This is a genomic window from Kineosporia corallincola, assembly GCF_018499875.1.
GTDB classification, from domain to species: domain Bacteria; phylum Actinomycetota; class Actinomycetes; order Actinomycetales; family Kineosporiaceae; genus Kineosporia; species Kineosporia corallincola.
Window position 1 is genome coordinate 56,274 of record NZ_JAHBAY010000001.1, and the last position, 18,627, is coordinate 74,900.

Sequence of the window (18,627 nt, forward strand, 5' to 3'; positions counted from 1 at the left end):
GGTCACTCAGACGTACTGACAAGCGAGTTAGTCGATCTCTCAATCCGGCACTATCTGTTACGAAACGGTTGCACAGAGTAACTCATCGTCACTTCGGCCGATACCGATTCATCCATCCGGCCCTTATTGGCGTAGCAGTCGCTCACCTACCGTCATCGTCAGAGGGGTTCGGCTCGGGGGTGAGCGTGGATCCACACGGGGGTCCAGGGAGGGCCGAGGGGAAATGGGTGTGACGGTGAACCAGTGGGCAACTCAGGGTGCTTGCCGCAAGAGCGACCCTGATGCACTCTTCGTTCAGGGGGCGGCGCAGAACAGGGCCAAGCTGGTGTGCATGTCCTGTCCGGTGCGGACCGAGTGCCTTTCGGATGCGCTGGATCACAAGATCGAGTTCGGGGTCTGGGGTGGGATGACCGAGCGGGAGCGCCGCGCGCTGCTCCGCCGTCGCCCGAACGTGCAGTCATGGCGTCGTCTGCTCGAGACCGCTCGTGCGCAGCAGGTCCGCATCATCGACCTGCTCAACGAGGAAGCGACCGCCAAGGTCGGCTGATCAGCAGCACTTCACCGGGCGCCTGGCCGGGATCCTCGGATCCTGTTCGGGCGCCCGGTGTTTTGCCGGTCAGGAACCAGGGCAGGGCTAGCGCGAACCGGAGAACGCCGGCTCGCTCTCGGCCAGGTCTGCGCCCACGCCGCGCAGGCCCTCCAGATCGTGCACGTCCTGCGGCCGGGCCGGCACCCGGACCACCTCGACCGCCGGATGGGCCTGCTCGAAGCGGCTGGCCACCGCCTTCTCCCGCTCGCTCAGGCGCATCCGGTCGGCGTGGATGCGGAGCAGGCCGGCCGTGATCGCGTGCTCCTCGGCGTCCTCAAGATCTTCGGCAGCCGTGAGGGCGCGCTCCGCGGACAGACCTTCGCCCGGACCGGTGTGCACCCGGTTGAGCACGAGCCCGGCCAGGGGCATCCCGTCACCCTCCAGGCGGTCCACGAAGTACGACGCCTCACGCAACGCGTCCCGTTCCGGCGCGGCGACCACCAGAAAGGCCGTGCCCGGAGCCTGGAGCAGCTGGTAGGTGGCGTCCGCGCGCTCCCGGAAGCCGCCGAACATGGTGTCGAGCGCGGCCACGAACGTCTGCACGTCCTTGAGCACCTGAGCGCCGAGCAGCTTCGTCATCAGGCCGGTGGCGGTGCCGATCGCCGCGCTCATCATCTTCAGGTAGGCCCGTCCGCCGGCCTTGGCCGGAGCGCTGAGGACGCGGATGAAACGGCCGTCCAGGAACGACCCGAGCCGCTGCGGGGCGTCGAGGAAGTCGAGGGCGGAACGGCTCGGCGGGGTGTCCACCACGATCAGGTCCCAGTCGTGCTCCCCGGCGTCGGCCTGGGCCCGCAGCTGTCCCAGCTTCTCCATCGCCATGTATTCCTGGGTGCCCGCGAACGAGCTGGAAAGTGCCTGGTAGAAGGGGTTCTCGAGAATCTGCGCGGCTTTGTCCGGCGGGGCGTGCCCCTCGATCACCTCGTCGAAGGTGCGCTTCATGTCGAGCATCATCGCGTGCAGGGTGCCACCCGCCGAGGTGTCCACTCCGGCCACCGGCCGCGGGGTGTTGTCGAGCTCGGCCAGACCCAGCGACTGGGCGAGCCGGCGGGCCGGGTCGATGGTGAGCACCACGACGCGCCGGCCCCGTTCGGCGGCGCGCAGCCCGAGCGCCGCCGCGGTGGTCGTCTTGCCCACCCCGCCGGAACCGCAGCACACCAGGATGCGGGTGTGCGGGTCGTCGAGCAGAGCGTCGATGTCGAGGGTCATGCCGCGCCCTGCTCCCCGAGCCGGGCGGCGAGCTGGTAGAGCGCGCCCATGTCGACACCGCCGGCCAGGGCGGGCAGCTCGTACACCGGGCGACCCAGGGAGAGCAGCTCCCCGCGCTCGGTGTGTTCCATGGCCACCCGGGCACCGTGCCCGGCGGCCTCCTCGAGCAGCGCGGTCGCCAGCGCGGCGTGCGAGGTGTCGTTACCGGTGGCTCTCGAGCGGCGGCCCAGCCCGGCCACCGACAGTCCGGCGAGCACCTGGGCGCGGTCCAGGTCGCCGCGGGTGGCGGCGTCCAGGGCCTCCGGCGGCAGGAACGGCTCGCGCACCATGTTCACGAACACCCCACCCACCGGCAGCCCGATCTCGTCCAGTTCGGCCACCGCGTCGGCCGTCTCCTGCACCGGCATCTCCTCCAGCACGCTGACCAGGTGCACCGCCGTCTGGCCGGAACGCAGCAGGGTCATGATCGAGTTGGCCTGGTTGCGGATCGGCCCGACCTTCGCCAGCCCGGCCACCTCCTCGTTGACATTGAGGAAGCGCGTGATCCGGCCGGTCGGCGGGGCGTCCATCACCACCGCGTCGTACACCGGTCGTTCCACTTCGGCGCTGCGGTCGCGCACCGTCTCCCGGCGCCGGACGGCCTCGTAGACCTTGCCGGTCAGCAGGACGTCGCGCACGCCCGGCGCGATCGTGGTGGCGAAGTCGACGGCGCCGATCTTCTCGAGCATCCGGCCGGCCCGGCCGAGCCGGTAGAACATCTCCAGGTAGTCCAGCAGCGCCGCCTTCGGATCGACGGACAGCCCGTACAGCTCGCCGCCGCCCGGTGCTGCGGCCACCCTGGTCTCCTCGTAGGGCAACGGGGGGACGTCGAAGAGCCGGGCGATGCTCTGCCTGCCCTCCACCTCGGCCAGCAGGGTGCGCTTGCCGCCGGAGGCCAGGGCCAGGGCCAGGGCGGCGGCGACCGTGGTCTTCCCGGTGCCGCCCTTGCCGGTGACGATGTGGAGCCGGACGCCGGGCCAGTCGGTCTCCCGGCCGTCGGGCGCCAGCGCCGGGATGGAATGTGCCGGTCGTGCCCGTCGTGGGCCGGACGAGCCCGTGCGGGAACCCTGCGATGCCACGCCCTCAAGGGTAGACAGCGCCCATCGCGACCGCAGGGCGACATGGCTGCCGAGACTCTTCCGGTGACAATCGTGCATCGTGTAGCAGAGGCAGGGCTGCACTCCAACTCGCCTGATGGATAGGCTCCGGCCATGGTCAAGTGGGAGTACGCGACGGTGCCTCTGATCGTTCATGCGACCAAGCAGATCTTGGATCAATGGGGCGAAGACGGCTGGGAGCTCGTGCAGGTGGTGCCCGGTCCTGACAGTACGAATCTCGTCGCCTATCTGAAGCGACCGCGAGACTGAACAGGTGACGGCGATGACTGGACGGATCGAAGCACGGCTCACCGAGCTGGGTTACACGCTGCCCCAGGTGGCCGCACCGGTGGCTGCCTACGTGCCCGCGGTCCTCGACGGCGACCGGGTCTACGTGTCGGGTCAGCTCCCGATGGTGGAGGGCGCGCTGCCGCTCACCGGCCGGGTGGGCAGTGGGGGCGGCGACGGGCTGATCAGCCCGTCGGAGGCGAACGGCCTGGCCCGGGTCTGCGCGCTGAATGCGCTGGCCGCCGTGCGGTCGGCGATCGGTGACCTGGACCGGATCCGGCGGATCGTCAAGGTTGTCGGATTCGTCGCCAGTGAGCCCGGATTCACCGGCCAGCCGCTGGTGATCAACGGGGCGAGCGAGTTCCTCTCCGAGGTGTTCGGACCGGTCGGCCAGCACGCGCGCAGCGCCATCGGCGTGGTGGCGCTGCCTCTGGGGGCGCCGGTCGAGGTGGAGATGGTCGTGGCCGTCAACCCGTGATCGGGTGCGGTCCGGCGATCGGATGATCAACGGGGTGACGGCGCCGATCCGGCGCCGTCTCCCGCATGCCTGCATGTTGTTCAGATGACGGACGCCGGGCCGGGCTTCGTGCTGCCCCGATGCCGGGACGGCGCCACGACGGCGTTCACGGGTGGGTGAGACCGCTGCTGCCCAGGACCCCCCGGGTGATGGCTGCGGCCAGATCGACGACGTCGGCCGTCCGGTCGTCGTCGTTCAGCACGATCAGATCGTCGACCGGCTGCTCCACCGGGTGGTTCCCGGGTCTGCGGGCCGGGCCGTCGGCGAGAACGTCGGTGAGCTCCTGGGCCAGCTGCCGCCCGGCTTCCGCCGCCCGTAGGGCGAGCCGGAGCACGGTCGAGGCCGGCACCCCGGCCTCGCGCAGGGTGCGCATCAGCTGGTAGGCCTGCGGGTCGACCAGCACCGAGCCGGTCGTCATGGGCAGGAGACCGTCGACCCCGGCGGCCTGCCCGTCCAGTCTGCGTCTTCCCCGTTCGACCGCGGTCGGGCCGGCGGCCTGCCAGAGCGCCCCGGTCGGCCCGAGATCCTCGCCCCGCGCCGCGGCGTCGATGATCATCTTGAGGGGGAGCCCGGCGTCCCGGAGTTGCCGGATGTCGCGCAGCCGGCGTAGGTGGGACTCCTGGTAGCGGGATGTGCGCCCCACCCGATTCGGTGGGGCGAGTAGTCCCTTGGTCCGGTAGGCCCGCACATTGCGTGGGGTCATCCCGGCCGCCGTGGCCAACTCCTCGATCGTGAAAGTGTCCTGCGCCCCCATCGTCATCCCCGTGTCGGCGGGCGGAGCGCCGTCCACCCGCGATTTGGTCAAGAGCTCATTGACGCCCCGTCAAAGAGTCGATCGCTAACAGTAACCACCGTACTGCCTTCGGCCGAACGGGCCTTCACCCATGGTGCAGCGAATATCAGCCGACTGTGCAATTACACACTTAGTCCGTCCGGTCAGGGGAGCGCTCGGGACATAGCATTTCGGGGTGCCGAACACCTCTGGCGACGCTTCCGTCCCGGCTGTCCCCGGTGATGCGCCGTGGCTTGGTGGCCCGGTGACCGAGGAAGCCTTCTGTGTGCTGGCCGGTAACCCGGGGCCGATGACGCTGGACGGTACGAACACCTGGATCCTCAGCGCCCCGGGCTCGGCCGAGGCGGTCGTGGTGGACCCCGGACCGGACGATGATCAGCACCTTCAGGCAGTTCTGGAGGCGGTGCGAGAACGGGGAGCCCGGGTCGTGCAGACCCTTCTCACCCACGGCCACGCCGATCACAGTGCAGCGGCACGGCATTTCGCGGAGCTCACCGGAGCGCCGGTCAAGGCTCTCGACCCGGCCCACCGGTACGGCGGGGAGGGCCTGGCCGACGGCGACGTGATCCGTGCGGACGGCATCCGGCTGGAGGTGGTGGCCACGCCGGGGCACACCGGCGACTCGCTGTCGTTTCTGTCGTCCGGCGGTCGCTCACTGCTGACCGGCGACACCGTCCTGGGGCGGGGCACCACGGTGGTCGCGCACCCGGACGGGCGGCTCGACGCCTATCTCGACTCGCTGGAACGGCTCGGTGAGCTGTCCGGCTCGGCCCGTCTGGAGCGTCTGCTGCCCGGTCACGGGCCGGCACTGGCACAGCCCGGTCTGGTCGTCGACGCCTACCTGAAGCACCGCCGGGAACGTCTCGAGCAGGTGCGCCAGGCGGTCGCCCGGGGGGCGCGCACGGCACACGAGGTGGTGGCGGTGGTGTACGCCGACGTGCCGCGCTCGGTGTGGCCGGCGGCCGAGCTCAGCGTGCGCGCGCAGCTGACCTATCTCGGGTTCACCGAAACCGCTTGAGGACGACGATCCGCCGCTCCCGCCCACCGTCCGGCCGCTGATCGGCGGCCGGACGGGAAAAGGGGTCGGTCAGCGCGCGCGGCGGCGCATCCGCTCGACGTCGATCAGCACCACGGCCCGCGCCTCCAGGCGCAGCCAGCCGCGCGAGGCGAAGTCGGCCAGAGCCTTGTTCACCGTCTCCCGGGAGGCACCGACCAGCTGGGCCAGCTCTTCCTGGGTGAGGTCGTGGGCCACCCGCAGGCCGTCGTCGGTGGGCCGGCCGAAGCGCTCGGACAGATCCAGCAGGGCCTTGGCGACCCGGCCGGGAACGTCGGAGAACACCAGGTCGGCGAGGTTCTCGTTGGTCCGGCGCAGGCGCCGGGCCAGGGCTCGCAGCAGCTGGCGGGCCACGTCGGGGCGACCGGTCAGCCAGGTGACCAGGTCGTCGTTGCCGAGCCCGATCAGCGAGGTGTCCGCCACGGCGGTCGCGGTCGCGTTGCGCGGGCCCGGGTCGAAAAGGGACAGCTCACCGAACATCTCGCCCGGACCGAGGACGGCAAGCAGGTTCTCCCGGCCGTCGCCGGAGGCGCGCCCGAGTTTCACCTTGCCCTCGACGATGACATACAACCGGTCGCCCGGGTCGCCCTCGTGGAACAGCACCTGGCCGCGGGCGACGTCGGTGGGCGCCATCGTGGCCCGTAGCGCTGCGGCGGCTTCGTCGTCCAGCGCTGCGAACAGTGGCGCCTGACGAACGACGTCGTCGTCCACCTGTTCCTCCTCACACGCCGTCCTGCTTCAGACGGCCTCATCGGTGAGGCATCATGCCCCACCAGCACGCAGTTTGCCGCACCCGGCGGTCCACGGTTACACCAGGGGCCGAGAACGGTCACCCGCAGTGCGTCGGTGACGCACTGCGTGGCCGTACGGCATCGGTGGACACACCGTCGTGCCGTGTCCGGGATGCTTACATCCCATCATGGCGGAAAGGGCTGTGAGCTGTGGAATCGGGGCACGGTCGAAATCGTCCCCGGGAGCGCCGGAAAGACCTCAGGCAACCGCCCCGGCCCGGTAGGCCAGGATGCTCGCGGCCTCGCCGGTCACCGCCTCGAGCATCTTCTCGTAGCGGGTCAGCTCGTCGAGGGCCCCACGCAACCGGATCAGCAGACCGCCCTCACCGGCGCGGACGTCGGTGGGCGCGATGCCGATCAGGCGACGCAGGCCGGTGGGTGGGGCGCACACGGTGCCGTAGAGGCCGGGCGGCGTCAGCGGTTCGTCGAGGTCCGCGACCGAGGCGACGGCCAGGTCGATGCGGGCGAGAATCAGCCGCCGCCAGTGGTCGACGTCGCGCTGCGCCGCCACCAGCGACCGGTGGTAGTCGGCGAGTTCTTCGACCGGCATCGCCGAGAACGACAGGGCGGTGAGTGGATCGGTCAGGCCCAGGGCCACTTCTTCTCCTCTCCCCGGGCAGCTGCGGAGAGCGCAGGCGCGGCGGTACTGGCGGGACCGACCACCCGGATCTGAAGGGTCGGCGATTACGCAAGAGTGTTCGTCGGTGATCTTCTGGCGCTTGAGCCGGGTGCACCGCGCTCACACTCCCGGCGGACCACGGTCGGGCCAGGCGTTCGGCGCTTCGGGTTATGCGGGGCGACCTGCGACGATGCCGGTCTCGACCATCCGGGTGGCCAGACGGTGACTGATCGGTAACGGCGCTCGCGGGGGACCGGATTGTCGGTGGTGACGCGTACGCTGAGCGCGTGACACCGCGAAACGGGCAGAAAGCCGGGGTAGCCGAGAGCTCGATCGCGCTCACGCGCCGGGCCCGCAAGATCCATCGGCTACTGGCCGAGCGGTATCCCGACGCGCACTGCGAGCTCGACTTCACCAGCCCGCTCGAGCTGCTGGTCGCCACCGTCCTGTCGGCGCAGACCACCGACAAGCGGGTCAACCTCACCACCCCCGTCCTGTTCGCGAAGTACCGCTCCGCCGCCGACTACGCCGCGGCCGACCGCACCGAGATGGAAGAGATCCTGCGGCCGCTGGGCTTCTACCGGGGCAAGACCGACTCCCTGCTGAAGCTGGGCGCGCGCCTGCTCGAAGACTTCGACGGCGAGGTTCCCGGCAAGCTGGAGCAGCTGGTCAAGCTGCCGGGGGTCGGCCGCAAGACCGCCAACGTCGTGCTCGGCAACGCCTTCGGGGTTCCGGGCATCACCGTCGACACGCACTTCGGCCGGTTGTCCCGGCGGTTCGGCTGGACCGACTCCGAAGACCCGGTCGAGATCGAGCACCAGATCGGCGCGCTCTTCCCGAAGAAAGACTGGACGATGCTGTCGCACCGGCTGATCTTCCACGGCCGCCGCACCTGCCACGCCCGCAAGGCGGCCTGCGGGGCCTGCCCGGTGTCCGACCTGTGCCCGTCCTACGGCATCGGCGAGACCGACCCGGTGAAGGCGGCCAAGCTGCTGCGCGACTCGGCCTTCGGCGCGGTCCCCGCGTGAGCCCCGATCCCACCCCGGACTGGCTCGACCGGCTGACCAAGGCCGTGCTGGAGCCCGATGCCCAGGCCGCGTTCGGCACCGTGATCGCCCCCGGCCCCGACGCCCGGCACTCGGCCGTGCTGGTGCTGTTCGGCCAGGGGCCCGAAGGCCCCGACGTGCTGCTCACCGAGCGCGCCTCCACCCTGCGCTCGCACGCCGGGCAGGTCGCGTTCCCGGGCGGCCGGATGGACCCGGACGACGCCGACCCGGCCGCGACGGCCCTGCGCGAGGCCCAGGAAGAGGCCGGGGTCGACCCGGCGGGCGTCAGCGTGCGGGCCGAGTGCGCCGAGCTGTTTCTGCACGTCACCAACTTCCGGGTCACGCCGGTGATCGGCTGGTGGCACGACCCGTCCCCGCTGCGTCCCGGTGATCCGGCCGAGGTGGAACGGGTGGTGCGGGTACCGCTGGCCGAGTTGCTCGATCCGGCCAACCGGTTCACGGTCGCCTTCCGCGACCGCCGCGCCGGACCGGGCTTCCAGGCGTCCGGGCTGTTCATCTGGGGCTTCACCGCCGGCGTGCTGAGCTGGATGCTCCGGCTGGCCGGGCTGGAGAGGCCGTGGGACGGCACGCGAATACTTCAGGTTCCTGAGCAACAGGTTCGCGTCGCGGCGCGTCAGGAACTCCGCAGAGATCTTTCCGAACAACAGGGGCTGAGCCCGGACGAGGTGGACGCGCCGTGATCGACATCATCCTGGTGCTGATCATGCTCGGCTACGCCATCTCCGGCTTCCGCCAGGGTCTGGTGGTCGGCCTGCTCTCGCTCGGCGGGTTCGTCGGCGGCGCGCTGCTGGCCATGTACTTCGTGCCGCAGCTGGTCTCCGGGCTGGAGGCCGGCACCCGGCGCTCCATCATCACGCTGCTCGCCGTCATCTTCACCGCCTGGGCCGGGCAGTTCCTCGGCGCCATGATCGGCGGCCGCATCCGGCAGGCCGTGCCCGAGGGCCCCGTGGCCTGGGCCGACCACGTGATCGGCGCTGCTGCCGGGGTGCTCGCGGTGGCACTGGTGCTGTGGTTCGTGGCCGGTGCGGTGCGCGGCGGACCGTCCGAGCAGCTCTCCCGCACGGTGGCCGACTCCAAGGTCATCGCCACCATCGACGACCTGGTGCCGACCCAGCTCACCAGCGTGGCCGACCGGTTCCGCGACGCGGTGGGCTCCAGCAACTTCCCCCGGGTGTTCGCCGGCGTGCAGTCGGAAGACATCTCCCCGGTCGAGGCCCCCGACCAGAGCCTGGTCGACAGCCAGGCGGTGGCCAAGGCCCGCAAGGCGGTCGTGAAGATCACCGGTGAGGCCAGCAGCTGCGACCGCGGCCAGGAGGGCAGCGGCGCGGTGGTCGCTCCGCAGCGCGTGGTCACCAACGCCCACGTGGTGGCCGGTGTCAGCCAGCCCAAGGTGCAGGTGGGCGGCAAGGGCAGGCTGTACGACGCCCGGGTGGTGTCGTTCGATCCCACCCGCGACCTGGCCGTGCTCGCGGTGCCCAAGCTCAACGTGACACCGCTGGAGCTGTCCGGCGACCTGGAACGGGGTGACGACGCGGTGGTGGTCGGCTTCCCCAACGACGGCCCGTTCAAGGTGTCACCGGCCAGGGTCCGTTCCATCGTGCGGGCCACGGGTGAAGACATCTACGGCAACGAGGGCGCGATCCGCGAGGTCTACTCGCTCTACGTCAAGGTGCGGCCGGGCAACTCCGGCGGCCCGGTGCTCGACCCGTCCGGCAAGGTGGTCGGCGTGGTGTTCGCCAAGTCGCTCGACGACGCCGACACCGGCTACGCCCTCACCATGGACGAGGCCCGCGAGGCGATCCAGACGGGTGCGGCGAAGTCGGAGAAGGTCAGCACCGGCAAGTGCGCCAACAGCTAGAACCTGGTTAGAGCTCCCTGAGCCAGCTGATCAGGGCCTGGGTGACCCGCTCCGGGGCCTCTTCCGGCAGGAAGTGGCCGGCGCCGGGAACCGACTCGAACCGCAGCGGTCCGCTGACCCGGCGGTGTGAGGCGAGCACGCTGGGCAGCAGCACGTAGGGGTCTTCCTCGCCGTGCAGGCTGAGTACCGGCACGCCGATGGGCTCGTCCACCGCGGTGGCGAACCGGCGTCCGTCCTGCCGGGGAACCGAGCGCACCGCCCAGCGGAAGTACTCCATGGTGCTGTGCGCGACGAACGGCACGCGGATGGCGCGACGATACACGTCGAGGCCCTCGTCGTCCGGAAAACCGCTGGTGGACGACCACTCCCGCAGCAGGTCGCCGACCAGGTCCTCGCGGGTCAGACGGCGTTCCGGGCGCATCGGTATCTGGAACTCCAGCACCCGGCGCCAGGCCCGTCGCTGCCGGGGGTCGCGGGTGAGGGCCTTGCGCATGACCAGGGGGTGGCCCATCGAGACGGTGGCCACGGCGCGGGTCAGCTCGGGCACCAGGCCGGGCATCGACCAGGCCAGCCAGCCGCCCCAGTCGTGGCCCACGATGACCGCCTCGGACTCGCCCAGCGCCTTGATCACGCCGGACACGTCGGTGGCGGAGGTCATCGGGTCGTAGCCGCGCGGCGGTTTGTCCGACGAGCCGTAACCCCTGAGGTCCATGGCGACGGCCCGGAAGCCGGCGTCGGCCAGCGCGGGCAGCTGGTGCCGCCAGCTCCACCAGAACTGCGGGAAGCCGTGCAGCAGCAGTACCAGCGGACCCTCACCGGCTTCGGCCACGTGGAAGCGGGCGCCGTTGGCGGCGACGAAGCGGTGAGTCCAGGGGCCGCGGATCAGGGTGTCGGCGGAGTCGACGTAGAGCGGACCCGCCGGATCCAGGGCGGGGCCGGGGGTCTCGGGCGTGGGTGCGGGGGAGGCGGCGCGGTGAATCTTCACCGGGCGGGCGAGGTCACGGGCGGACGCTGCCCTTCACGGCGGCGAGGGTCTGCTTGGTGGAGGCGATCGCCCGCTCCGGCGGCTTGATCTTCTTGGCCTGGGAGACCCCGATGAGCCCGAGAAGACCGGCGACCGCCAGCAGCAGCACGGTGATGATCAGGAAGGCCAGCCATTCCGGGAGGCCGATGGCGACCAGGGCGTACCCGACGGTGATCACCAGGGTGATGGTGGCCAGGAAGCCCAGGTATCCGGCTGCGCCGAACATCCCGCCGGCGACGGCGCCGCGCTTCACGTCGTCCTTGATCTCGGCCTTGGCCAGAGCGACCTCGTAACGGACGAGTGCGGAGAGGTCCTCACTCGCCTGGGCCACGAGCTGACCTATCGTCCGTTCCTCGGCCATCAGCAACTCCTGCGTCAATGATCTACGCGGCCGGGTCACCGCGACCAGATGAGCCTATTCGACCGTTCCCGGTTTGCGCCGGTCAGGAGGGCAACAGCGCTGTTCCGAGTCGGTCTCGGCCTCACCCGTCCGGCGGTGCGGAGGCCCCTGAGGACCGTCCCACCGGTCACCGGTGGCCCACGGGTGCGGGGGCCGGAGCTCATCGACGTCCTCAATCGGCCCGGATGCGCGCTGCCTCGGTCGCGAAAGCCCTGGCCGGCGGCGGTTTCTCGCCGGCGAACCAATGGGGGACGACGCGGCCGTCCGCGATCTCCCAGGTGCCGACGATCCGGCCGCCGTGCAGAACCACGGGCGAGATCCAGCCGGCCGCCCGGCTGACCAGGCCCCGGTGCGCGGCGGCGAGCATGAGGGTGTCGGAGGTGCCCGCGCCCAGCACATAGGCGTCGAACGGGCCGAGGAGGCGGACGTCGCGATGGGGTTTTGTGGTGGCCAGCGCATCGGCGTGCTCGCTGGGCAAGAACACGGTTCTGCCCTCCACCTCGACCTCGGTGAGCTGATCCCTGATTTCCGCGAACCAGGCCCGGAGCCGGCCTTTCTTGGTGTTGCCCCGAGTCAGCCAGGCGTCAAAGGTCTCGGGCGTGGCCGGCCCGTAGGCGCCGAGGTAGGCGGAGATCACCGTGGGCGCGGCCTCGTCCGGATCCGGCAGACCTTTCCAATCGGGGACGACGTGGGCAGGCGTGGTAAACGTGATCCTGGAGCCCTGAGCCGGGCCATGACAGAGCGCCCCTCGCCAGGCGAGCGGCTTGAGCACCGCGCCCCACCCCGAGCGCAGTTCGGCCTCAAGTCCAGCGAATTGCCTGCGCCTGAGCAAGGCGGTGACGAGCTCTTCCCGGCTCAGCGCGGCGTTGTTCAGGATCTCCCGCACGGCCTCGGTGAGCTGGTCGACCTGGACCGGGGTGGCGCCGAAATTCTTCTGCCAGCTGGGCTTTTCCCAGGTGCGGGCGTCGGCCATCAGGGAAAGGACATTGGCGGCCTGATCGGGGCGGTGCAGGTGCAGGGTGCCGCGAACGGTCCAGGTCTTGAGCAGCGTCCCATTCTTCAGGTTTGCCTTCAACTGGGAGGTGTCGGGCTCCTGCTGGCGGGTGGCGACGGTTTGGCTTGCGGCAGAGGCGACTTGGGCCTGGATGCCGCAGAGCCTCTGGATGATGTCGTTGGTGGATTCGGCGGTGCGAGGGCTCAGGAACTGGCGGGTCAGGCGCCAGGCCAGGAGCTGGGCCGGGGTGATCTGCACAGTTGGCATTGTGGTGGCTCGGGGCCGGGGGAAACAGGAGAACCCCGTGGTCGGGTGACCACGGGGTTCCGAGGAGAGCCACCTGTCGGACTCGAACCGACGACCTGCTCATTACGAATGAGCTGCTCTACCAACTGAGCTAAGGTGGCGCCGCCGTTCCAGCACGTGTGCTGAAGCAACGGTGCACGAGTATACGGGTTCTGAGGAGTGCTCGTGACCGGGCCCCGCCGATGGGCTACTCGCAGCGGGTTCCCTCGGCCGGCAGGGCACCGGTGAGCAGGTAGTCCTCGACCTTCTCGTCGATGCACGAGCTGCCCTGGTGGTAGGCCGTGTGCACGGTTCCCTCCCAGGTCAGCAGGCGTCCGGAGTCGAGCTGGGAGGCCAGGGCCTGTGCCCACTCGTACGGGGTCGCCGGGTCGTCCTCGGTGCCCAGCACCAGGATCGGGGCCGCGCCCTCGGCATGCAGCTCCTTGCGCTCCATCACGGCCTTGTACGGCCACTGCGTGCACCCCAGGCCGCCCCAGCCGATCGAGCCGCCCAGCGGGGCGTACTCCTGGCTCAGCTTCTCGGCGTCGGCGGCGATCTCGTCGGGGGTGCGGGTCTCGGGCACGTCGAGGCAGAAGATCGCCGGGTTGGCAGCCAGAGTCTGGCCGTACTGCCCGTTGCTGCTGCGCTCCAGGTAGGTGTCCGCCAGCGACAGCAGGCCGCTGCCGTCGCCCTTCGTGGCCTGGGTCAGGCCGGTGGTCAGCAGCGGCCACAACTGCTGCGCGTACAGCGCCTGGGCGATACCCGTCAGCATCAGGGCCTGGGTCAGGGGCCGATTCGTGTCGTCCGTGGTCAGCGGGTTGTCGTCGGCCCGGTCCACCAGCGTGGCCAGCTGGGCCAGGCCCTCGTCGACGGTGCCCCGCAACGGGCAGTCGCCCTCGGCCTGGCAGTTCGTCACGTACGCCTTCAGCGCCCGGGAGAAACCCTCCGCCTGCCCCGCCGTGTACTCCTCCGCCGTGGTCGACGGGTCGATCGCGCCGTCGAGCGTCATCCGGCCGACCCGCCAGGGGAACGTCTCCGCGTACCAGGCGCCGAGATACGTGCCGTACGAGGCGCCGTGATACGAGAGGACGTCGTCCCCGAGCAACTGCCGCAGGACGTCCATGTCCTTGATCGTGCTCAGCGTGTCGACGTGCTCGAGCAGGTCCTGGTCGGTGTTCTTCTGGCACGCCTGGGCGAAGCTCTTCGCGGAGGCGACGGCGGCGTCGATCTCGGCCTCGTCGTCGGGAGTGCTCTCGGCCGACGTGTACTGGTCGTACTGCTTGTCGGTGAGACAGGCGACCGGCGCCGACTCACCCACACCGCGCGGGTCGAAACCGACCACGTCATAACTGCGCAGGATGCTCGAGCCGAATGCCTGCTCGGCCACCTTGGCGTAGTCCAGGCCGGACACCCCCGGGCCGCCGGGGTTCACCACCAGCGAGCCGATCGGGTCGTCGCCGGAAGCCGGCAGCTTGTTCACCGAGATGCTGATGGTCTCGCCGGACGGGTCGTCCCAGTCGACCGGCACCTGGAACTTCATGCACTCGAAGTCGCTGTCGCACTCCGACCAGGTGACCTTCTGGTCGTAGAACCTGGCGTAGTCCGGGTTCTGCGCCGGATCGGTGACGCCCGACGGCACGGTGCCCGCCGACGGCAGCGCCGTGGGGTCTGCCGTGGAGCCGCCGTCCGAGCTGGAACTCGGGAACGAGCACGACGCGGTGCCCAGAAGCACCGCCGCGAGAAGGATCAGGGACCGGACGGCGGGTCGGGGCTCCCGCCGGTCGCTGCGGAACATCGCTCTCCTCGGCATGGCTGGTGATCGATTCGACCGGACCAGAACGCTATCGAACCCGGCCGGGCCGGGAGGGCAGGCGGTGCGGCCGGGCCATGCCGGTTCAGGCCGCCGGCCGCAGCTGCACCATCAGCGACTCCAGCGCCAGCAGCGGGGAGACGTTGGCCTCGATGCGTTCCCTGGCCACGCCGATCGCCTCCATGCGCCGCAACGTGGAGGTGGCCGAGCTGTTGCGCGCCTCGGCCCGGATCAGGTCGGCCATCTCGGCGTTCACCAGGTCGATGCCGTCACCACCGGCCGTGCCGAGCTGGAGCACCAGCACGTCGCGGTACAGCGAGAGCAGGTCGATCAGCGAACGGTCGAGCACGTCACGCTGCGCCCGGGTGGCCCGCCGCTTCTGGTTCTCTTCCAGCTGCCGCACCTGCGTGCGCACGGCCGGGGGCAACGTGGACAGCCCTTCCGCGCCGAGAGACCGCAGCAGCGCTGCCTTCTCGGTGGCGTCGCGCTCGGTGGTGCGTGACTTGGACTCCTCGGCGCAGACCTCGACCAGCTGCCCGGCGGCCAGCACAGCCGCCCCCACGCTGCGCAGCGTGGAGGGCAGTTTGAGTACCTCGCGACGGCGGATGCGGGCGTCTTCGTCGAGCGCCAGCCGCCGGGCCAGCCCGATGTGGCTCTGGGCCGAGCGGGCGGCGAACGCGGCGATGGCCGGGTCGGCGCCGTCGCGCCGCACCAGCAGGTCGGCAACCGCGTCGACCGGCGGGATACGCAGCCCGATCCGGCGGCAGCGTGAGCGGATCGTGGTGAGGACGTCGTCGGCGCTCGGGGCGCACAGCAGCCAGACCGTGCGCGGCGGCGGCTCTTCCACGGCCTTGAGCAGCACGTTGCCGGAGGAGTCGTTGAGCCGGTCGGCGTCTTCGATCACCACCACCCGCCAGCGTCCCTCGGACGGGCTGCGCTGGGCGAGCTGGATCAGCGGCCGAACGTCGTCGACCCGCAGCTGGACGTGCTCCGTGGCGATCAGGCTGACGTCGGCGTGTGCGCCGGACAGAGCCGTGGTGCAGGCGTGACACACCCCGCAGCCGCCCTCAGGACACTGCAACGCCGCCGCGAACGCCCGGGCCGCGGTGGACCGGCCGGAACCCGGCGGGCCGGTGATCAGCCAGGCGTGGGTCATGCCGCCCGCGAGACCGGCGGCGTCACCGGAGTCGGGCCCGGAGTCGACGCCCAGACCGGCGCCCTCCGCGACGATCTGGCTCGCTGCCCGCACCGCCTTGCGCAGAATCGTGATCGCGGCTTCCTGCCCGACCACGTCGTCCCAGACGCTCATGCCTGCCGCCGTCCACGCCGACGACCCGGCGCACCGGTGTCGATCGGGCCGGTCTCGCTGTCGGGGAGCGTGATCGTGCGGTCTTCGTCGTCACCGATCGGCGCGTCGTCGGGCAGGTGGATGGTGCGCGGGGGAGCGGACGCCGGCGGCGGCGCTGCCTGTAAGTCCTGCTCCGGCAGGTCGAACCGTTCGGTCGGCGGGGCCGGGTGCTGCGGTGCGCGCGGTGTTTCGCGCGGCGTCTGCGGCACCGGGCTGGTGTCGCCCTCGTACTGCTGCGGCGGTTCCGGCTGTACCGGGCGGACCGGCACCGTCGGATCGGCGGGCTCGACCACGGGCGGTCCCCAGAGATCGTCCTGCGGCGGCATCTGCTGCGGGTCCGGATCGGAAGTGCTTGCGGGAGAAGGCGGTGCGGCACGTCGCCCACCCAGCCGACCCGGCATCTGCACCGGCTCGGTGACCGGGCCCAGCGCCGCGGCCGCGGCGGCCGCACTGGCCCGCCGGTCGACCTCCTCGCGGTTGCGCTGCGACTCCTGCGCCCGCAGCTCCCGCTCGGCCTCCTGCTGGAGCTGCCGCTCGGCCTCGTCCCGCGCCCGGCGTCGCGACTCCTCACGCTCGCGGGCCTCTTCCACCCGGCGACGGCGCAGGTCGGCGTCCATGCGCAGCACCTCGGCCTCGGCGGCGGCGCGGCGCTCGCGGGAGGAGTCCTCCTCGGCCAGGCGCTCGTCGAGCTGGGCCCGGCGGCGGGCGGAGACCGGCAGCACCTGGCGCACACCCTCGCGGATCAGCTGCTGGATCTGGTCGGGGGCCAGACCGGCGTCGATCACCAGGTAGCGGTGCGGCGTGCGCCGGGCCAGGGCCAGGAACTCGGCCCGCACCCGCTCGTGGAACTCGTCGGCCTCCGACTCCAGCCGGTCCTCGCCGGCCCGGGTGCTGTCACGGGCGCGGCGTGCCTTGCTGATCACCGGATCGACGTCGAGCAGCACGGTGAGGGCCGGGCGCAGACCGTCGGTGGCCCACTCGGAGATGCGCTGCACCTCGTCGCCGTCCAGGTCGCGGCCCGCGCCCTGGTAAGCCACGGACGAGTCGATGTAGCGATCGGTGACGACGACCGCCCCACGCGCCAGCGCGGGCCGGACCACTGCCTCGACGTGGTGGGCGCGGTCGGCCGCGAACAGCAGCGCCTCGGACCGGCTGCCGATGTCGGAACCGTTGCCCAGCAGGACCTCTCGCATGCGCACACCGGCCGGGGTGGCACCGGGCTCCCGGGTGAGCACCACGTCGTGACCCTGGTCGGAACGCAGCCAGTCGGCCAGCATGCGGGCCTGGGTGGACTTGCCGGTGCCGTCGCCACCCTCCAGCGCCACGAACACGCCGGGGTAGGCGACCTGGGCGCGGGCGGCCGGGCGGGTGCGGCGCGAGGACCAGAACGTGCGCAGGTCTTGCAGCAGGCCGGTGCCGGGCTGGTCGTCCATCTGCCGGTAGGCGGCGAAGCCCAGCGCCACCACGAGCACGGCGGCGATCAGGAACACGAACGCGGCGCCGTTGTAGCTGAGCTCGTGCGCGTCGGTGAAGTGGAAGGTGTGGCGGCCGATCACCGCGGCCAGGCCCGGCCCGAGAGCCAGCACCAGCACCAGCACCACCCGCGACGCCGAGGCCAGGAAACCGAAGGTGCGGCCGCGCACGGTGTCGTCGACCGTGAGGCCGAGCAACGTGTAGCCGGTGACCCAGGCGATGCCGCCGCAGGCGCCCAGCCCGACGGTGAGCAGGGAGGCCATCACCATGTTCGGGATCAGCGCGATGGCGGCGAGGAAACCGCCGGCGGTGATCAGCGCCAGGCCGAACAGCCGGAACCGGGAGAAGCCGTCGAGCAGCCGCGGCCCGGCCCACATGCCGGCGGCCAGGCCGATGAAGACCGAGGCGAAGAGCATGCCGTAACCCGGCTGCCCGGCACCCAGGTCGTGCACGTAGGTCTGGGCCAGGCCGATCACGAAACCGGCTGCGGCGAACGCGCCGAGCATGCCGATGACCAGGCCGCGCACCACCGGGGTGGCACCGATGAACTGCCAGCCGCTGACGATGGACCGGAGGATGGACTCGTGTTCACCGGACTCGCCGGCCTGCCGCTTCGGGATCGGCAGCCGGGCGATGACCAGGCCGGACACGATGAAGGTGAGGGCGTTGGCGTAGAGCGCCAGATCGATCGGGTTGGTGCCGAGCGCGTCGAAGGCGTTGTCGAGAACGCCGTTGAGCAGGCTGAGGCCGGAGAACACCAGGGCGGCGACCGGGGCCGTGCCGTAGGTGGTGACCAGGCTCATCTGGTTGGCGGCCTCAAGCCGGTTGCGCGGCACCAGGTTCGGCACCGTCGCCTCCTTGGCCGGGCCCCAGAACAGGGCCAGCACCTCGATCAGCACGGTGGCCACGTAGAGCCAGGACAGCGAGCCGACCAGTGGGATCGAGATGAACAGCAGACCGCGCAGTACGTCGCCCGCGACCATGACGAACTTGCGGTTCATCCGGTCGGCCAGGGCACCGGCGATCGGCCCGAGCAGCACGGCCGGGGCCAGGCGCAGGATCAGGACCCCGGCGATGGCCAGGTTGGTCTCGGCGTAGGAGCCGCCGGCCAGGGTGCCGGCCATCGCGGTGGTGGCGAGCAGCCCGAGCCAGTCGCCGAACGACGAGCCGGCCAGGGCCAGCCAGAGCCGCCGGAACGACGGCACCCGCAGCACCGCCGCCACGTCGTGGTCCTGCTCGGGCACGTCGGCGTGGAGCGAGCCGGCACCGGGCTGTTGTCCGCTCTCATGCTGTCCGCTGGCTGTCACTCGGTCAGGGTAACGGGCAGCACAGACAGTCTTCGGAATCGTTCACCCGCGCCGCTCAGCCCACGGCA

General features: G+C 71.0%; 18 protein-coding genes and 1 tRNA gene. 7 read left to right on the forward strand and 12 right to left on the reverse strand.

Annotated elements, in window-relative coordinates:
* The first annotated feature begins 223 nt into the window (after positions 1–223).
* Positions 224–547, forward strand: a complete 324-nt coding sequence (locus tag KIH74_RS00270) for a WhiB family transcriptional regulator (protein WP_214153206.1) — start codon at positions 224–226, stop codon at positions 545–547.
* Positions 548–634: 87 nt separating this feature from the next.
* Here the strand turns inward: KIH74_RS00270 and bagB are convergent, their stop codons facing one another.
* Together bagB and bagA are read right to left on the reverse strand one after the other, a co-directional pair.
* Complete coding sequence (gene bagB, locus KIH74_RS00275; RefSeq protein ID WP_214153207.1) at positions 635–1,795, reverse strand: ATPase BagB; 1,161 nt, start codon at positions 1,793–1,795, stop codon at positions 635–637.
* Positions 1,792–2,850, reverse strand: a complete 1,059-nt coding sequence (gene bagA, locus KIH74_RS00280) for an ATPase BagA (protein WP_372491979.1) — start codon at positions 2,848–2,850, stop codon at positions 1,792–1,794. Before bagA ends, bagB begins: the two co-directional genes overlap by 4 nt.
* Positions 2,851–3,045: 195 nt before the next feature.
* Here bagA and sp36 point away from each other — a divergent pair, with 195 nt between their 5' ends.
* Both sp36 and KIH74_RS00290 read left to right on the forward strand, forming a co-directional pair.
* Positions 3,046–3,201 (forward strand): Sp36 family protein, encoded by a 156-nt coding sequence (gene sp36 / locus KIH74_RS00285; RefSeq protein WP_214153217.1) that lies wholly within the window; start codon positions 3,046–3,048, stop codon positions 3,199–3,201.
* A 13-nt stretch (positions 3,202–3,214) separates the two neighbouring features.
* Positions 3,215–3,697, forward strand: coding sequence for a RidA family protein (locus tag KIH74_RS00290; protein WP_214153219.1), 483 nt, complete (start codon positions 3,215–3,217; stop codon positions 3,695–3,697).
* A gap of 145 nt (positions 3,698–3,842) precedes the next feature.
* On the opposite strand, the gene KIH74_RS00295 is transcribed toward KIH74_RS00290, so the two are convergent.
* A complete protein-coding gene (locus KIH74_RS00295) occupies positions 3,843–4,490 on the reverse strand; it encodes a MerR family transcriptional regulator (protein ID WP_214153220.1) in 648 nt (215 codons plus the stop codon).
* 283 nt (positions 4,491–4,773) lie between these two features.
* Here KIH74_RS00295 and KIH74_RS00300 point away from each other — a divergent pair, with 283 nt between their 5' ends.
* Positions 4,774–5,547: an MBL fold metallo-hydrolase gene (locus KIH74_RS00300; protein ID WP_214153221.1), complete on the forward strand. Its 774-nt coding sequence runs from the start codon at positions 4,774–4,776 to the stop codon at positions 5,545–5,547.
* Between the two features lie 69 nt (positions 5,548–5,616).
* On the opposite strand, the gene KIH74_RS00305 is transcribed toward KIH74_RS00300, so the two are convergent.
* Both KIH74_RS00305 and KIH74_RS00310 read right to left on the reverse strand, forming a co-directional pair.
* Positions 5,617–6,294 (reverse strand): Crp/Fnr family transcriptional regulator, encoded by a 678-nt coding sequence (locus KIH74_RS00305; RefSeq protein WP_231449651.1) that lies wholly within the window; start codon positions 6,292–6,294, stop codon positions 5,617–5,619.
* Positions 6,295–6,573: 279 nt separating this feature from the next.
* Positions 6,574–6,972, reverse strand: a complete 399-nt coding sequence (locus KIH74_RS00310; protein ID WP_214153222.1) for a hypothetical protein — start codon at positions 6,970–6,972, stop codon at positions 6,574–6,576.
* A 308-nt stretch (positions 6,973–7,280) separates the two neighbouring features.
* Between KIH74_RS00310 and nth the strand changes: the two genes are divergently transcribed.
* From nth to KIH74_RS00325, 3 genes are read left to right on the forward strand one after another with little or no spacing between them, the layout of a single operon-like run.
* Complete coding sequence (gene nth, locus KIH74_RS00315) at positions 7,281–8,021, forward strand: endonuclease III (RefSeq protein WP_214153223.1); 741 nt, start codon at positions 7,281–7,283, stop codon at positions 8,019–8,021.
* Positions 8,018–8,740: an NUDIX hydrolase gene (locus KIH74_RS00320; RefSeq protein ID WP_214153224.1), complete on the forward strand. Its 723-nt coding sequence runs from the start codon at positions 8,018–8,020 to the stop codon at positions 8,738–8,740. Before nth ends, KIH74_RS00320 begins: the two co-directional genes overlap by 4 nt.
* Complete coding sequence (locus KIH74_RS00325; RefSeq protein WP_214153225.1) at positions 8,737–9,918, forward strand: MarP family serine protease; 1,182 nt, start codon at positions 8,737–8,739, stop codon at positions 9,916–9,918. Before KIH74_RS00320 ends, KIH74_RS00325 begins: the two co-directional genes overlap by 4 nt.
* 7 nt (positions 9,919–9,925) lie before the next feature.
* On the opposite strand, the gene KIH74_RS00330 is transcribed toward KIH74_RS00325, so the two are convergent.
* The 7 genes from KIH74_RS00330 to tmk form a co-directional block, all read right to left on the reverse strand.
* Positions 9,926–10,903: an alpha/beta fold hydrolase gene (locus KIH74_RS00330; protein ID WP_308113470.1), complete on the reverse strand. Its 978-nt coding sequence runs from the start codon at positions 10,901–10,903 to the stop codon at positions 9,926–9,928.
* Between the two features lie 13 nt (positions 10,904–10,916).
* The gene (locus KIH74_RS00335; protein ID WP_214153227.1) at positions 10,917–11,303 is read right to left on the reverse strand and encodes a phage holin family protein; all 387 of its coding nucleotides are present in this window, start codon (positions 11,301–11,303) and stop codon (positions 10,917–10,919) included.
* 211 nt (positions 11,304–11,514) lie between these two features.
* The gene (locus KIH74_RS00340) at positions 11,515–12,603 is read right to left on the reverse strand and encodes a winged helix DNA-binding domain-containing protein (protein ID WP_246570850.1); all 1,089 of its coding nucleotides are present in this window, start codon (positions 12,601–12,603) and stop codon (positions 11,515–11,517) included.
* Between the two features lie 67 nt (positions 12,604–12,670).
* Positions 12,671–12,743: transfer RNA gene (locus tag KIH74_RS00345), tRNA-Thr, on the reverse strand.
* Positions 12,744–12,829: 86 nt separating this feature from the next.
* Positions 12,830–14,416, reverse strand: a complete 1,587-nt coding sequence (locus KIH74_RS00350) for an alpha/beta hydrolase (RefSeq protein WP_214153230.1) — start codon at positions 14,414–14,416, stop codon at positions 12,830–12,832.
* 100 nt (positions 14,417–14,516) lie between these two features.
* Positions 14,517–15,740: a DNA polymerase III subunit delta' gene (locus KIH74_RS00355; RefSeq protein WP_214153232.1), complete on the reverse strand. Its 1,224-nt coding sequence runs from the start codon at positions 15,738–15,740 to the stop codon at positions 14,517–14,519.
* Positions 15,737–18,559: a dTMP kinase gene (tmk, locus tag KIH74_RS00360; protein ID WP_308113472.1), complete on the reverse strand. Its 2,823-nt coding sequence runs from the start codon at positions 18,557–18,559 to the stop codon at positions 15,737–15,739. Before tmk ends, KIH74_RS00355 begins: the two co-directional genes overlap by 4 nt.
* Positions 18,560–18,627: the final 68 nt, after the last annotated feature.

Excerpts from the sequence above, each read along its gene's own strand:
- KIH74_RS00270 (WP_214153206.1), top strand. The coding sequence starts at position 224 with ATGGGTGTGACGGTGAACCAGTGGGCAACTCAGGGTGCTTGCCGCAAG.
- bagB (WP_214153207.1), bottom strand. The coding sequence starts at position 1,795 with ATGACCCTCGACATCGACGCTCTGCTCGACGACCCGCACACCCGCATC.
- sp36 (WP_214153217.1), top strand. The coding sequence starts at position 3,046 with ATGGTCAAGTGGGAGTACGCGACGGTGCCTCTGATCGTTCATGCGACC.
- KIH74_RS00290 (WP_214153219.1), top strand. The coding sequence starts at position 3,215 with ATGACTGGACGGATCGAAGCACGGCTCACCGAGCTGGGTTACACGCTG.
- KIH74_RS00295 (WP_214153220.1), bottom strand. The coding sequence starts at position 4,490 with ATGGGGGCGCAGGACACTTTCACGATCGAGGAGTTGGCCACGGCGGCC.
- KIH74_RS00335 (WP_214153227.1), bottom strand. The coding sequence starts at position 11,303 with ATGGCCGAGGAACGGACGATAGGTCAGCTCGTGGCCCAGGCGAGTGAG.
- KIH74_RS00340 (WP_246570850.1), bottom strand. The coding sequence starts at position 12,603 with ATGCCAACTGTGCAGATCACCCCGGCCCAGCTCCTGGCCTGGCGCCTG.
- KIH74_RS00350 (WP_214153230.1), bottom strand. The coding sequence starts at position 14,416 with ATGTTCCGCAGCGACCGGCGGGAGCCCCGACCCGCCGTCCGGTCCCTG.
- KIH74_RS00355 (WP_214153232.1), bottom strand. The coding sequence starts at position 15,740 with ATGAGCGTCTGGGACGACGTGGTCGGGCAGGAAGCCGCGATCACGATT.